General features: G+C 41.8%; 15 protein-coding genes. 7 read left to right on the top strand and 8 right to left on the bottom strand.

The window, feature by feature from the left end; all coding sequences use genetic code 11:
- The first annotated feature begins 14 nt into the window (after positions 1–14).
- The 3 genes from ACEN9X_RS02390 to ACEN9X_RS02380 all read left to right on the top strand — a co-directional run bounded on the left by ACEN9X_RS02390 (position 15) and on the right by ACEN9X_RS02380 (position 2199).
- Positions 15–836 carry an alpha/beta fold hydrolase gene (locus ACEN9X_RS02390; protein WP_413668885.1) on the top strand — a complete coding sequence of 274 codons (822 nt, stop codon included), beginning with the start codon at positions 15–17 and terminating at the stop codon, positions 834–836.
- Positions 837–1225: 389 nt separating this feature from the next.
- Complete coding sequence (locus tag ACEN9X_RS02385; RefSeq protein WP_413668884.1) at positions 1226–1447, top strand: YdeI/OmpD-associated family protein; 222 nt, start codon at positions 1226–1228, stop codon at positions 1445–1447.
- A 176-nt stretch (positions 1448–1623) separates the two neighbouring features.
- On the top strand, positions 1624–2199 hold the full coding sequence (locus ACEN9X_RS02380; protein WP_413668883.1) for a YceI family protein: 576 nt from the start codon (positions 1624–1626) through the stop codon (positions 2197–2199).
- 214 nt (positions 2200–2413) lie between these two features.
- On the opposite strand, the gene ACEN9X_RS02375 is transcribed toward ACEN9X_RS02380, so the two are convergent.
- A complete protein-coding gene (locus ACEN9X_RS02375; protein ID WP_413668882.1) occupies positions 2414–2812 on the bottom strand; it encodes a hypothetical protein in 399 nt (132 codons plus the stop codon).
- A 161-nt stretch (positions 2813–2973) separates the two neighbouring features.
- Between ACEN9X_RS02375 and ACEN9X_RS02370 the strand changes: the two genes are divergently transcribed.
- The 4 genes from ACEN9X_RS02370 (at position 2974) to ACEN9X_RS02355 (ending at position 6310) form a co-directional block, all read left to right on the top strand.
- Positions 2974–4224 (top strand): DUF2130 domain-containing protein, encoded by a 1251-nt coding sequence (locus tag ACEN9X_RS02370; RefSeq protein ID WP_413668881.1) that lies wholly within the window; start codon positions 2974–2976, stop codon positions 4222–4224.
- Positions 4225–4996: 772 nt separating this feature from the next.
- The gene (locus ACEN9X_RS02365) at positions 4997–5383 is read left to right on the top strand and encodes a hypothetical protein (RefSeq protein WP_413668880.1); all 387 of its coding nucleotides are present in this window, start codon (positions 4997–4999) and stop codon (positions 5381–5383) included.
- The gene (locus ACEN9X_RS02360) at positions 5370–5696 is read left to right on the top strand and encodes a hypothetical protein (RefSeq protein WP_413668879.1); all 327 of its coding nucleotides are present in this window, start codon (positions 5370–5372) and stop codon (positions 5694–5696) included. Before ACEN9X_RS02365 ends, ACEN9X_RS02360 begins: the two co-directional genes overlap by 14 nt.
- Positions 5697–5896: 200 nt before the next feature.
- A complete protein-coding gene (locus ACEN9X_RS02355) occupies positions 5897–6310 on the top strand; it encodes a hypothetical protein (RefSeq protein ID WP_413668878.1) in 414 nt (137 codons plus the stop codon).
- A gap of 132 nt (positions 6311–6442) precedes the next feature.
- Here the strand turns inward: ACEN9X_RS02355 and ACEN9X_RS02350 are convergent, their stop codons facing one another.
- From ACEN9X_RS02350 to ACEN9X_RS02320, 7 genes are all read right to left on the bottom strand, one after another.
- Positions 6443–6829, bottom strand: coding sequence for a hypothetical protein (locus tag ACEN9X_RS02350; RefSeq protein WP_413668877.1), 387 nt, complete (start codon positions 6827–6829; stop codon positions 6443–6445).
- A gap of 47 nt (positions 6830–6876) precedes the next feature.
- Positions 6877–7491: a hypothetical protein gene (locus ACEN9X_RS02345; protein ID WP_413668876.1), complete on the bottom strand. Its 615-nt coding sequence runs from the start codon at positions 7489–7491 to the stop codon at positions 6877–6879.
- Between the two features lie 80 nt (positions 7492–7571).
- On the bottom strand, positions 7572–8372 hold the full coding sequence (locus ACEN9X_RS02340; RefSeq protein WP_413668875.1) for a hypothetical protein: 801 nt from the start codon (positions 8370–8372) through the stop codon (positions 7572–7574).
- 301 nt (positions 8373–8673) lie between these two features.
- Complete coding sequence (locus ACEN9X_RS02335; RefSeq protein ID WP_413668874.1) at positions 8674–9576, bottom strand: ribose-phosphate diphosphokinase; 903 nt, start codon at positions 9574–9576, stop codon at positions 8674–8676.
- Between the two features lie 51 nt (positions 9577–9627).
- Entirely contained in the window at positions 9628–11043 is a 1416-nt protein-coding gene (locus ACEN9X_RS02330; protein WP_413668873.1) for a nicotinate phosphoribosyltransferase, read from the bottom strand.
- 4 nt (positions 11044–11047) lie between these two features.
- Positions 11048–11944 carry an NUDIX domain-containing protein gene (locus ACEN9X_RS02325; RefSeq protein ID WP_413668872.1) on the bottom strand — a complete coding sequence of 299 codons (897 nt, stop codon included), beginning with the start codon at positions 11942–11944 and terminating at the stop codon, positions 11048–11050.
- Between the two features lie 360 nt (positions 11945–12304).
- Positions 12305–12991, bottom strand: coding sequence for an NUDIX hydrolase (locus ACEN9X_RS02320; protein ID WP_413668871.1), 687 nt, complete (start codon positions 12989–12991; stop codon positions 12305–12307).
- Between the last annotated feature and the right edge of the window lie 400 nt (positions 12992–13391).

The following is a 13391-nucleotide window of genomic DNA, read 5'->3' as shown; positions in this document are numbered from 1 at the left end:
AAACAGGTACAATCATGATGTTAAAAAAACTGTTGTTAATTGTATTGGTATGCCAGGCATTTATAGCGTGTAGCCAACAAAAAAGTATTGTTTATGGCGATAATGCAGCTGCCGGTAAATATTATGATGTTAGGGGGATAAAGCTGTACACCGAAGTTTATGGTAAAGGCAAGCCGCTGTTAATGATACACGGCAACGGTGGCAGCATCAATGCTTTTGAGAAAAACATACCTTATTTTGCTAAAAAGTATAAAGTTATTGCTGTTGACAGCAGGGCCCATGGCAAATCGACCGATCCGCGCGATTCACTTACTTTTGAAATGATGGCCGATGATTTTGCTGCTTTACTTGATGTAATGCATATTGATTCGGCTTATGTGATAGGGTGGAGCGACGGCGGCATCAATGCGCTGGTAATGGCTATGAGGCACCCCGAAAAAGTAATTAAGCTGGCCTCTACAGGTGCTAACCTTTGGCCCGATTCAACTGCCCTGATCCCTTCATTATGGAAGGATATGGAAAAGGAATACGCCGATAAAAAGGATTATCATTTTGCTACTTCCAAAGAAAAAAACGATCGTAAGATATTTATGCTTGACTACAAAGAGCCTAATATTAAGCTATCGGCACTAAAAGCTATAAAATGCCCTTCGCTTATTATTGCCGGCGATCATGACCTCATTGTAACAACGCATACGGTTCAGATAGCAGAGAATATTTCAAATTCTTATTTATGGATCCTGCCCAACTCAGGCCATGGTACATTGGTTGAACATGCCGATGAATTCAATAAGAAGGTGGATGAATTTTTTGAGCAGCCATTTCATAAGCATTAAGTGAAGCGCTAAAAAAGATAACCCGGTGGTTATGCCGGGCTATCTCACATAATTACTTTGATTTAGTAAATCTCAATTAAAGTCAAATAACACTCTTGTTTGCTTTAGGTTTTATAAAATTTAAGTTACATCCATATTTTAGGTAAATACACTATAATAATAATGTCGCACCTCCGTTTTTACAATATTCAATATATAAGCTAACCTGCGGCTTTTACTGTTTAATTTAATGGTAATATGGAATCAAAAACCAAAAGTTGCTCGTTGATACACTTTTAGCTATCTCCTTCCTTTTAATAATTTTATTGGCTGTAATCATGGTGTTTCAACCGGGCGTTTATCCCAATTAACACTATATTTATCCGGAATAAAACCCCGAGAAAAATACTATGCTTAAACCCGGCGAACATATTGAAGGCACCCCTGCCGAATTACAGGTACTGCTTGACAGCGATGCAGAAGCGAACGAATTTTTTGAAAGTTTGTCAAGATCATACAAACAGGGCTATTGCGATTGGGTTGGTTCGGCCAAGCAGGAAGCTACCCGTAAGGTAAGGGCTGATAAGGCAATGATCATGCTTCGTAATAAACAAAAAACCTTAAAAACGTGAGGTTTAAGCCACTCAAAAATAATTTACTTTTCTTGTAAGTTCTACTAAAATGGTAGTATATTGTCATCCGATTTTAATAAAAAGATGTTTAAACATCTTTTTTGTTTGAAGTTCCGATCCTTTGTATACTTTTGGGGCATAAATCAAAACAAAAAAGAAATTTAAAGATCAAAACAATGAAAAAGATTCTTATCCTGTTAGCAGCAGCATTTTCGTACACGGCAGCATCGGCACAAACTACCTGGAATGTAGACAAAGCACATTCGAACGTTAAATTTACCGTAACACACTTAATGGTATCTGACGTTGACGGTATTTTTAAAAACTATGATGCAACTATCACTGCCGCTAAACCAGATTTCAGCGATGCTAAGTTTCAGATCAGCATCCAAACAGCTTCAGTAAGTACCGATAATGATCAGCGCGATAAACACATAACAAGCGCCGACTTTTTTGACGTTGCTACTTACCCAACCATTACTTTTACCAGCACTGCTATCACCAAAACATCTGATAAGCACTACAAACTTACAGGTAATTTAACTTTACATGGTGTAACCAAACCAGCTTCATTTGATTTATGGTACCGTGGTACTATCCAAAACCCAATGAGCAAAGCTGATGATGCAGGTTTCCAGCTAACCGGTACTATCAAACGTTCTGACTTTAACTTCGGTTCAAAATTTGGTAACGCTATGGTTAGCGATGAAGTAACTATCAAAGCTAACGGCGAGTTCGGCAAAGCTAAATAATTGAAAAAAATATATTAACAGGAACGGCGCGGATAACCCGCGCCGTTTTTTGTTTTATATACCTGGGGTGAATGATCGATGCTTAGATATGCCGATGCTTTTAATTCCTCATTTTTGATAGCGGATTATCAATGTACAAATATCGGTTATAGCAACGAGGGGATCGTCCGCTGTTATTCGAACATTATGCCGGAAAACATAGGATAGAACTAACTTAACCTTTTCGGGAAAGCAGTTGTTTAAGGGTATTAAACCATAGTTGATTTTTAGCACCAAACAGGGTGTGATCAACAATGAGGTATAGAGTTTTCAATTCTTCTTTAAGCCTGTAACGTAATCTCAGCGGTTGCCAGAATAAGCCGTTACTGCGCACCATTGAGCGTTTGTAAAATTCGTCGAAGCCTAAATATAGCTGTTCCAGGCTATCAAGCGGGATGTGCTCGTAACCGTCGCCGTCAAGTACTATACTTTTAGGGGTAAGTATAATTTCGCCGGTGTGATGGTGTGGTGGTGGGGTAAATGCAAATAATGCGCCTCCGTCATTTGCCAACCCTAATGTAGCCAGGTCATAATCATGACTCCACATTACCTTTCCTATTCTCAATATCTGCATGTTATAAACTTCGGCAATATAAACGGCAATTGCAATAGATTGTTATCATTATAGTTTCATTTTGTTGCAATAATGTTAATAAAGCCTGGCACTCCTGTTTTAATATGCTAAACGTAAAATCCCTATCTTTGATTTACAGGAAAAATTTTCCTTTTAGTAATATGGCTACAGAAGTTAAGTGTCCAAGTTGTGGTTTCGGATTTCCGATAGAAGAAGTAATGGCCGAGGAGTATAAAAAAGAACTCAGGGTTAAAATGATGGATTATACCCGTCAAAAAGAGGAGGAATACCGCAAAAAGGATGAAGAGTTTTTAAACAAGGAGCGCCAGCAGCAGGCCGCCTTTGAACAACGGCTTAACAACGAAAAAAAGCAATTACAGCAAACGCTTGAAGATAACCTGCGTAAAACCATAAGCCAGGATTTTGAGAACCAACTTGTACTGCTCAAAAACTCTGCCGCCGAAACTGAAGAGAAGCTAAAACAATCACGCCAAAAAGAACTGGAGTTTTTGCAGCGCGAAAGTCAGTTGAAGCAAAAGGAAGAAGAAATGGAGCTTGCCATACAACGTAAGTTGCAGGAGCAACGTAACGACCTTACCGACCAGATCCGCAAACAAGAGGCCGAACGCCATAGTATAAAAGATACCGAGTATCAGTTAAAAGTTAAAGAACTCGAAAAACAGCTCGATGACCAAAAGAAACTGGCCGACGAAATGAAGCGCAAAGCCGAACAAGGCTCCATGCAATTGCAGGGTGAAGTTCAGGAGTTAATTTTGGAGGAAGCACTGCGCAATTACTTTCCGTTTGATATAATAAGTGAAGTAGGGAAGGGAGTACGCGGGGCCGACTGCGTGCAAACCGTACGCAACCAATTTGGGCAGGAGTGTGGTAAGATTATTTACGAAAGCAAGCGTACCAATGCCTTTTCGATGGATTGGATCGAGAAGCTAAAAAAAGACATGCGCGGCATGGGCGTTGATGTAGCGGTAATTGTAACCCAATGCTACCCCAAAGGCATGGACTGCTTTGGCGAGCGCGATGGCGTTTGGATCTGCAGTTTTGACGAGGTAAAGGCGGTGTCATACATTTTAAGGGATGGAGTGATGAAATTATCAAACCTGGCCAAGTCGCAGGATAACAAAGGTGATAAAATGCACCTGCTATATGATTACCTTACCAGCAGCGAGTTTTCGGAGCAATGGAAAGCCATTAGAGAAGGGTATATGAGTATGCGCCAGTCTATCCAGCGTGAACGCGATGCCATGGAAAAGCTTTGGAAAGCCCGCGAAAAGCAATTGGATAAAGTGCTGTTAAGTGCGGCTCATATTCGCGGCAGCATTGAAGGCATAGCCGGGAATGATACTATCCAGCTTAACCTTACTGATGATGAGGATGCGTTGTTGTTAGAGTGATCTATAACAGCTGATGGCGTGCAGGCGCAAGCGTTTTTTGACTATACGCTTTGTAACAAATGGGATGTCCCAATTTTTTGATTCCCAAAAAAAAATTGAAAAAGGGTGCGGCGCTTTTTTTTAAAAAACTCAAATGTCCCATTTTTTGAGAGTGAAACAACGGAACCGGTTAAAAGTATTACTGATTGATAATCAGATGTTTAAGTTTTTGTGCGAAACATTGCTAAAATGCTGGTAATCAGTTTTTAAAACTTTTTAGAGTGTTTGTTTGCTGTTTCACTCCTGCTCAACACGGCTGCTGGTTTTTACGTATATTTTTATCATTTTTTTGATGTTTTTTAGATATCGCCTGTTGCTTGAATTTTGATGGTGACAAAGTACTGCCACCATTGCTTAAAGCCGGGAAGGTTAGCTTTGTGCTTTTCTCTTTTTATGACGAAGCGTAGCTTCGTCTGGCTGGTTGGCCAGCATGAATGATGTAACGGGTACGGTCCGTTAAAGCAGGTGCAAGCGTGTTGCGTGTATTTCGTTCGTTTTAAAATAATATTTAGCGAGATTATAACTTTATCCTCTATAGGACAGTTGATGTTAAGGTCATAAGGCTAAACTGAAGGCGTAATATGTTTTAGGAAAAAGTTACGCTGTCGCTAAACTTCGACCAGTTGGGAGATAAGTTGATAAAGCGAAACCCCTGGCGCGTGCGGCAACAGCAATTGATAGCATAAATAGCGATTGATTTTTACAATAAGGTGGATATTAGCTATTTTTGAGCATGAAACTAAACCGCCTTATCGTACTGTGTTTTGCTGTTTTATTTTTTTATGGATGTAGAAAAGGAGAAAACGCAAAAGAAATAATACCACCACCTACACCCGGTCCGGGAGTGACAGAAATTGGATTGTCGGGTGATATAAAGAACCCTGATGGCTCTCCGGCCGAAGGAGTAGAAGTTACTATAGACGGACATAAAACCATAACTTCAGCTTCGGGCTTGTTTGAGTATACCGGCAAAGTAAGTAACGCTGATAAGGTAAAACTTTCGATATCAAAAAACGGGTATTTCAAATGTATACTCGCCGTCAGTTGGAAAACAATAAAACTGAAGGTTATTCAATTTGTAATCTCGCACATTAACTTAAAGGCATATGAAATACAATGAGTACGTTATTGAAAGAATTCTTGCCAATAATCAGTTTGGGATAAGAGTCGTAAATGAACTTGAGAGCCTTAAAGTAATTTATTTCGTCAAAGATGACTACACGGCAATCGAAAAGCTAATTCAAAAGAACGATATAGAAGCGATTAAAGGAATTACTCAAAACGAAATTGTGGGCAAGGAGTATCTCGATTTAATAGTATTTAAAGACCAAAATGCTGAGCTTTACATAGTGACTATCTACGACAGTGATATTTTGGAACAAGACCCTCAAGTTATAGAAATCTACCCAATTACTGGCGTAAGTATGCGTTGATAAAGAGCCTGAATATATCTAAAAGCGTACCCGCTTGTGGGCATCATGCTAAGTATGCAGGCGGGCTCGTCATGTTGTATACCTGAACGCGGGCCACAAGTGAGGACGCTTGCGGCAGCGGGGGGAATGGAAATATATGCATGGTGTATTATGACAAGTCATGTCCACTTATCCTAATTAAGCATTAAAAAAACGACCCAATGCAGGTTAAAAAAACTATGTATTTATTATTGCTTACCAGCATCATGAGTTCTTGTCTCTCTGTTAAGGGTAAGCTTTCCTATTACCAAAAACATATGCAAGCGATGGCTGATAAGTACCATGAAAAGGTCACGTTTGCTCAAAATCCGGATTCTGCCAAGGTATTTCATGAAACTTGGTCGAGATTGAGCAAAAAACAGATCAAGCAAATGCTGGATGAGCAGGAGCGCGAAATGGTATTAATGCCCGACACATTTATGGTTGTGACTACTTCGACGGATAGTCTTCCTAATGGTTTTGTAGCTACCCAGAAAATAGATGCCAAAAACATTTATATTAAAAATAAGAACAAAATTAAATACATTAAAGATCATCATATTCATGAACCTTACATCCATCTCATTGAAAAATGATGAAGACCGCGATGGATATTGAATGAGTTATAAGTTAAACAAAATCAAAGGAGGCTGTCATTAACCTCTTTTCATTACATATATTTTATATGCTTCCTGATGATAAATATTTCATGTTGAAGATAACAAATGTCACTCTATTTTTCTAAGTAAAAGATTAAGTTCCGTATAAGCCTGGATCAATCCTGCACGGTCGTCAAGCAAAATATTATAATAAACTTTAGGGCTATCGCATTTAAAGAACGGTGGATTTTCATTAATCCCATTGTAAGGTATATCATTGGTCTTTAAATAATCACTAATTGCAATGGTGTCGCTATTAGCCGTGAAACAGATCAGATAAAAGCCTGCTTTATGGCATCTTCTTAAAAGATCTGTAACATAAGGATATTTATTTCCGGTACCATGAAAATCGTAAACAGTATTGTCAAAATCAAAAGCAACGACCAATGTGCCATGTTTTTTATAATCGTCGATTAAGCGCAGGTATGATTGATTGGGTTGTAGATATTGATCCATCTTATTTTAATTTAGCTACTATCAGCGAAGGGAAAAGTAAACGCATGTTACCAATCCTGGTTAAGTTCTTGATGAAACAAAAATTCGGACATTACTTTTAATTTACCATGAATCTCGCGAAAACGACTGACGAAATTTTCCAAGTCAACCGTTACGTTGCCAGCTTGTACCACATAAAAGTGCGGGTCGTATTTTTGGTTGAGTGGATAGCGCGAAAAATCCATATTATCACTTTTTTTGGTCCTGATTTTTGAAAACAATTCGTCGATATAGACCTTCAACTGAGCAGTTTGAAGGTTAAATTCCTGTATGCTGATTTGGCCACCGTAATGCCTAATTCTTGACCTGACTGTACGGTAGATCTGCTCGATGTCATGACCTCCCTCTATTCTAATCTGGTTTCCTATAATCTCATTCAGCGACCAAGTCATTGCCTTGAGATAGAGTTCAATTCCATGGTTGGCATTAGTAAGCATGGCAAAAACCGTGATGTCGGCGAGTTTATAAGTGTTATCGTGCAGCGAAATTTCGCCAAGCTGAATGGCGGCTGTTAGAAAGCCATCTGCCATATTCAGCATGTTCAGAATGTGGTCGTCATGCATTCGCCAGTTAACAAATGCAGTTTTATCAATATCCTGATTTTCCGAAAAGATTGATTTCATAGTCAGTTGAAGTTTTATAAGTGATGAGTTAAAGTCCGACACCAAAGTAGCTCAAAAACGAAGAATAAATTAATGCTACGTTAAAGCTGATATCGGGTGATATTAATATTAATAACAGCTTCCTGCTGTGCCTTCAATAAGGTTAAGGAAGCATTAAACATTGGATCTGCCAAGTCATCGGTAAGCATAGTCATCGCTGTTTCAACCGTACGGAATACGAATATGGCAGTGATAATGTCGATCAGCGGTTTAATCATATCGGTCAATGCTTTGATGTCCGCGCGAAATTGCTGTGTTGTTCTAACTATTTTTTTATCAGGAGAATGGTTCATGAACTCGTGAGGCAAAGAATATGCAGGATTACCGAGTCTGCACAATCCGTCTTGGTGCTTGGTGCAATTGGAAATGAAATTGACGAGGTGAACGGCGCTATTTCTGAACCAGTCGTTCGCATTAAAGCCAAATTTGGATTTACAATATTTTTTGAGACAGAATGGTGCCTCGCCTGCTGTTTCGTCCATGATTTCCATCAGTTGGTTGACAAACACTTCGAACTTGTGGAAAACAAATACATAGCCCAACCGAATGGTTTCCTGCTGCGTGGTATTAGGATCGTAGTCCAATTCGTCGAAAATATTCTTAAACATCGAATGTTGAATCATCGTCTTGGTTTCGAAGACCGATTTGTTGGCGGCCGGGATAAAGCTATTTATAACAAGGTTCGCTGCATCGTGTATGGATAAGATGCCTACAGAAACGAAGGTATGTATCTTCTTCAGATCAGCGTCTTGCATTTTTTTCTCATAATCCGGAATCTTTGCAAATTCAGAAGCAAGCGTCAGTATGAACTGATCTAGTTTATTTGGTTTCTTATTTTTCATGATCTTTCTGTTTGGTTTTATAGTCGCGATTATTCACCTATTTTAAGTAATACATCGCAATCCAGTACAAAACAAAGTCATGACTACGCAATGTATCTGCGCACTGAAAAAATACTTTCAGCGATATTTTATCCCAACTGGCGCGGTTATGCAGCGTTGGGCCGCAGGGCTGAGCACTCGTACCTCATCTACTTTTAATAATTTTATTTGAAATGTTGCATAAAGTCACGAGTACGCCACGCTTTTGCCTGCGCTGCATACTCGCGTTAGAAAAGCAATTAAGTATGTGAAAGAATCCTCCTCACCCGCAAATCAACCCCGCCACAGTTCTCACCTCTACAAAATCATCCCCCTCCAAATCTTTACAATTCACATGCGTATCGGTACAAATCAGCTTTTTAATAGCCCCGCAGGCTTTTAATTTCCCAATACCATCGTTCACAAATAAACCGTGCGTGGTGATCACATAAATATTTCCGGCACCGGCATTTTTATAAGTTAGCGCTGCGTTTACGATGCTGCCTCCCGAGCGGATCATATCGTCATAAATGATCACCGTTTTGCCGGCTACGTCGGCGTTGATGGCGCTTACTTCGGTTTGGTCGCCTTTGAGGCGGCGTTTGAGGATGAAGGCGGCATTTACGCCCATGTCATTAGCTAAGGATTCCACCCATTTGGCGCGACCGGCATCGGTGCTGGCTATTACAAAGTTGTCGCCGCCGTATCGGGTGGCTGCTTCAATTACAATATCCTTGCAGTACACGTGTACAGGGTACAGGTCCTGCTCAAAGTAGTACTGGATGCCTTCGCTATGCAAATCGAACAGCATTACCTTATTGCCCCTGTTTGATTTGGGGATGGCCGAGAGCAGGCGGGCGCGGGTTTTGGCGGTCACAATTTCGCCGGGTTTAACGGCGCGCTCCATGGTGCTGTAACCAAAGTAGGGGATCACCAGGGTAAGTGAATCGGCCCCGTAACTTACCAGCGACGAAGCAAGGTCATAAAGCTCGAGCGTTGCGCTGTCGTTCACGGTACCGCCGATCAGCAATACCTCACGGCCTTCCACGTTGGAGAGGATGCGTTGGTAGCGTTCGCCGTCGGTAAAGTAGCTTACTTCAATTTCTCCGCGTTCGCAATGACCGAGGGCAAGCACTTTCTCGGCGAGGTATTCATAACCGGTTATGGCAAATAGTAGTTTTTTCATTTTTTATAAAGCTGAAAGCCGAATGCACAAGGCTGAATGCTGATGAATTGGTTAGTTATTCAAGGTATTAATTACCTGTTCAAAGGTAAATTCTTTAACGATATGGCCGTTCTCGAAAACGGTTTGGAGCTGGTCGGCCAGTTCGGGTTGTTCGTCCTCGCCAATGGTTTTATAACCTTCAGTGGTTTTAACCAGTTTCAGCCTGCCGCCTTTGCTCTTTTTAAAGCTTGTGGTGATATTACCAAGGGCATCCATTTCGGTAGGACTTTTCTCTACAGCTACTTCTTTGCCATCAATCACCGCGCTGCTGCATTTCAGGGCAAATTTCTGGGTATCACGGTCGACCTTTTGGAGTAACGCGCCACCCATGCCCAGCACCAGGTTTTCGGCGCTGATGCCGTTTTCTTTAAGGGCTTTGTAAATTACGCCAATCTCGGTATAATTAACCCCGTCGCCCTGGATCACCCTAACCTGTGGAGGCAGCACTTTATAACCTTTGGCATTGGTAGTAAAGCCAAATTTATCAAACAGGATCTTAAAGATCTCCAACAGGGTCATTACCGGGTCGCCGCTATCCGGGCGGATCACCAGGGTGCCGTCCCGTTTCAGGATCTCTTCTTTCAGGTCTTCGCCCCAGTACTCGCTGCAGGCGCGGAAAATGTTAAAGCTGTCGCTCACACAGGCAATAACACCGGTAGGGAAGCTGCGCAGCACGTGTTTAAATATTTCCAGTTCGCCTTCCTGCCCAAGCAGGGTGCAAATGCTGTGTTCGGTAGCCGGAATGCTCAGGCCATGTACTTTTTGCGCATAATAGTATTTAATAGCCATGCCAGAACCTGCCAGGTTATCGCTGCCCGCAAAGCTGAGCAAGTGCGCTGCCCCGCCCAATTTGGCACTCTCCACACTACTCACCCCGCGGAAGCCAAAATCATTCAGCACAAAACCAATCCCGCCGAAGGCTTCGGGCGTGGCGGTTTCTTCGTAATACTGGGTGACCACTTTTTTAACCTCGTGGCTTAGGGTTGCCACGGTACAGGGATACCAAAACTGCATCAGTAGGGTTTCGAGGAAGTTGGTGAGCCAGTAGCATTCAGGGTCGGTGTTTTCGATGGTCATGAGCACATTGCCGGTTGGCACGCTGGTACCCTCAGCTACAGCTTTGATACGTACCGGCAGGTGGCCGTTGTATTTATCCAGTATGTACTGAAATTTGCTGCAATCAAACACATCATCGCGGCCAAATACCTGTTTCAGAAATTCATCGGCCTCGTCCAAATCAACCTGGTTAAAGGCCGGGCCCTGCAGGTATTCCTTCAAAATATATTGCAGACCGAAAAAAACGGTTTCGTTGAACATGCCACCGCGGCTTTCCAGGTAACTGTAAATATTGGTGGTGCCAGGGTAGTAAAATTTATGGTGGGCGTATTTATATGCGTCGGCTAAAAGAATCAAATTTTCCCTTTTCATGGCTTTAGTTTTTAAGGTATTTGCCGGTGATGAAATTAAACAATTCAATGTGTTCTTCGCTAATGGAGCCGTCTTTTATCATTAAAGGCAGGTCGGTAAGTTTAAACCAGGCCAGGTCGGCAATATCATCCTGGGCCTTTGGCTCACCGCCAATAAAATCACAGCTAAACAGCAGGGTAATGATCTTATCAGCCTCACTGCGGTAGCGCCAGTCGTTTATTTTGGCCGATGTTTCGTACTGCATAGCGGTGGTTTGCATTTCGCCGCATTCTTCGGCAAGCTCGCGTTCGGCGGCATCTTCGTAGCAGCCGTCTTCCGGATCGGAGAAACCGCCTACAAAACGCCATTTATTGTTGATGGCCTTTTTGCCTAACAGGATCTCGTTGCGGTTATTCTTGAACAGTGCGACATCAACGGTAGGGTATACCTTTGGGTATTGGTTATAGTAAGCGTACAGGATGCCCGCACGAAAATCATTTGAATCGAAAACTTTATCGGCGTATTGTTTACGCAGTTCGGTTGCGTTGTAGTCGCCATGTTCAGGCAGTTCGATGGTTTCAAATTTGCCGCTGTAGTAGGGGATAAAGCTGTCACGACTGCCGTACAAACAAAATTGCTCAGCATTGAAAACACTTTTCAGCAGATTGTCCAGATTATCCGACCAAACTTTATCGCTTGGATTATCGCTGATGGGCAGCACCACAATTTCAGGATAATCCTTTTTGATCATTTTTTCACGCGTGTAATAGTCGTAAGGGTTTTTGCGACTTCCTTTTATGGGGCTAACACCCAGTAATATAATCAGTTTGGCATGATTTTGCTTAACCTGTGCTATCAGTTGCCTGTGACCCTCATGCAGGTATGGCGTTTGAAAGCGTGCTATAATTACTCCTGTTTTCATTTCTATTTTGCGTTAAATATACACAAATATAAATATGTGTTTTTAATACGCAAATTATTTTTTAATTTTTTTGGGGAGAAATCTTTTATAAGCTCGTCATGCTGAGTGTTTAAATCCTCTGACTCTGACGGGAAATGGCAAAAGAGGGCCGGTCACCCTGAGCTTGTCGAAGGGTCGCGCGCAGAGGCCCGCCCACCATGCTTCGACAAGCTCAGCATGACACCCATTTTTAACTTGTCATGCCGAGGCACGAAGCATCTTCTTCGCCCTGTATAGCGGTTCTGTAACTTGAAGAGGATTCTTCGCTATCGCTCAGAATGACAAAAAATAAAAGAATGTGAAAATGGAGTTGGCGGCTTATTATATCTCGAAACTAATCCCCTCTTTTTGCAGCTGGTAATACTTTTCCTCATTAAAACGGAAAAGGTTACCCGGCCTGCCGGCACCTTCAAGGGCTTGTTTTTCGGTGGTTTCTTCCAGGAAGCCGTATTTGGTGATTTTCTTTTTAAAGTTACGGCGGTCGATAGGGCGGTCGAGTACCGAGAGGTAGAGCTTTTCGAGCTCGGAGAAGGGGAACTTTTCTTCAAGCAGCTCGAAGCCCACGGGCTGATAAAGCATTTTGCTTTTAAGGCGTTCGCGAGCTACGCTGATGATGGTAGTATGATCAAACGCGAGGGCGGGAAGCTTTTTGATATTAAACCATTTTACATCGCTGGCATCCGTAGCTGCTTTAACAACAAAGGCATCCGGCCGTACAAGGCCATAATAAGTTATGGAGATCACCCGGTTACGCGGATCACGATCCGGCTGGCCGAAGCTGTATAATTGTTCCAGGTAGGTGATGTTTACGCCGGTTTCTTCCCGCAGCTCACGCTGAATAGCTTCTTCTAACGATTCATGGTCAGCCACTAAACCGCCCGGCAATGCCCAGCTGTTTTTAAAGGGTTCGATATTGCGTTTGATAAGCAGTACGGACAGGCCCTCCTTTGAGGTATATCCAAATACTACCGCATCAACGGCAACCTTTATATTTTGGGTGACTGGCATAATACAAAGTTAGATATTGGGAAACGGCGGGACAAGGGTTTATAAATAAATCAATCATATAAGACCTCCGTGTCAAAAGTGCTCATCGGTGGTGATGTGATCTATATGATGTCCCGACCTCGAAGAGGTAGTATGATTGTAGGGGTTGGCAATATCTTATCTTTATAACGATATCTTTATATGTATTATATAATGCGATATATAGCCTAATCTCCAGTTTCCAACCTCTAATCTCTCACCCCAATCATTCATTTCGTTCATTATTAAATCATCGTTCACTTTGTTCATAACCGTTCATTTTCAATGTAAAGCGGCTTTTCTGAGTTAACTTTCGGTCAAATTAGTAGCACATAAATTTTGCCCTGATCATTGAGCTGCTTATTATTTCTACTTATGGAAA

Origin of the sequence: Mucilaginibacter sp. Mucisp86, assembly GCF_047324315.1 — a bacterium.
Lineage (GTDB): Bacteria > Bacteroidota > Bacteroidia > Sphingobacteriales > Sphingobacteriaceae > Mucilaginibacter.
This window is presented reverse-complemented; position numbering and strand designations above follow the sequence as displayed.

What these genes read in the sequence shown, in the direction of transcription:
- ACEN9X_RS02345 (WP_413668876.1), bottom strand. Translation starts at nt 7,491, where the DNA reads ATGAAATCAATCTTTTCGGAAAATCAGGATATTGATAAAACTGCATTT.
- ACEN9X_RS02320 (WP_413668871.1), bottom strand. Translation starts at nt 12,991, where the DNA reads ATGCCAGTCACCCAAAATATAAAGGTTGCCGTTGATGCGGTAGTATTT.
- ACEN9X_RS02325 (WP_413668872.1), bottom strand. Translation starts at nt 11,944, where the DNA reads ATGAAAACAGGAGTAATTATAGCACGCTTTCAAACGCCATACCTGCAT.
- ACEN9X_RS02355 (WP_413668878.1), top strand. Translation starts at nt 5,897, where the DNA reads ATGCAGGTTAAAAAAACTATGTATTTATTATTGCTTACCAGCATCATG.
- ACEN9X_RS02385 (WP_413668884.1), top strand. Translation starts at nt 1,226, where the DNA reads ATGCTTAAACCCGGCGAACATATTGAAGGCACCCCTGCCGAATTACAG.
- ACEN9X_RS02360 (WP_413668879.1), top strand. Translation starts at nt 5,370, where the DNA reads ATGAAATACAATGAGTACGTTATTGAAAGAATTCTTGCCAATAATCAG.
- ACEN9X_RS02375 (WP_413668882.1), bottom strand. Translation starts at nt 2,812, where the DNA reads ATGCAGATATTGAGAATAGGAAAGGTAATGTGGAGTCATGATTATGAC.
- ACEN9X_RS02350 (WP_413668877.1), bottom strand. Translation starts at nt 6,829, where the DNA reads ATGGATCAATATCTACAACCCAATCAATCATACCTGCGCTTAATCGAC.
- ACEN9X_RS02380 (WP_413668883.1), top strand. Translation starts at nt 1,624, where the DNA reads ATGAAAAAGATTCTTATCCTGTTAGCAGCAGCATTTTCGTACACGGCA.
- ACEN9X_RS02365 (WP_413668880.1), top strand. Translation starts at nt 4,997, where the DNA reads ATGAAACTAAACCGCCTTATCGTACTGTGTTTTGCTGTTTTATTTTTT.
- ACEN9X_RS02330 (WP_413668873.1), bottom strand. Translation starts at nt 11,043, where the DNA reads ATGAAAAGGGAAAATTTGATTCTTTTAGCCGACGCATATAAATACGCC.
- ACEN9X_RS02340 (WP_413668875.1), bottom strand. Translation starts at nt 8,372, where the DNA reads ATGAAAAATAAGAAACCAAATAAACTAGATCAGTTCATACTGACGCTT.
- ACEN9X_RS02335 (WP_413668874.1), bottom strand. Translation starts at nt 9,576, where the DNA reads ATGAAAAAACTACTATTTGCCATAACCGGTTATGAATACCTCGCCGAG.
- ACEN9X_RS02390 (WP_413668885.1), top strand. Translation starts at nt 15, where the DNA reads ATGATGTTAAAAAAACTGTTGTTAATTGTATTGGTATGCCAGGCATTT.
- ACEN9X_RS02370 (WP_413668881.1), top strand. Translation starts at nt 2,974, where the DNA reads ATGGCTACAGAAGTTAAGTGTCCAAGTTGTGGTTTCGGATTTCCGATA.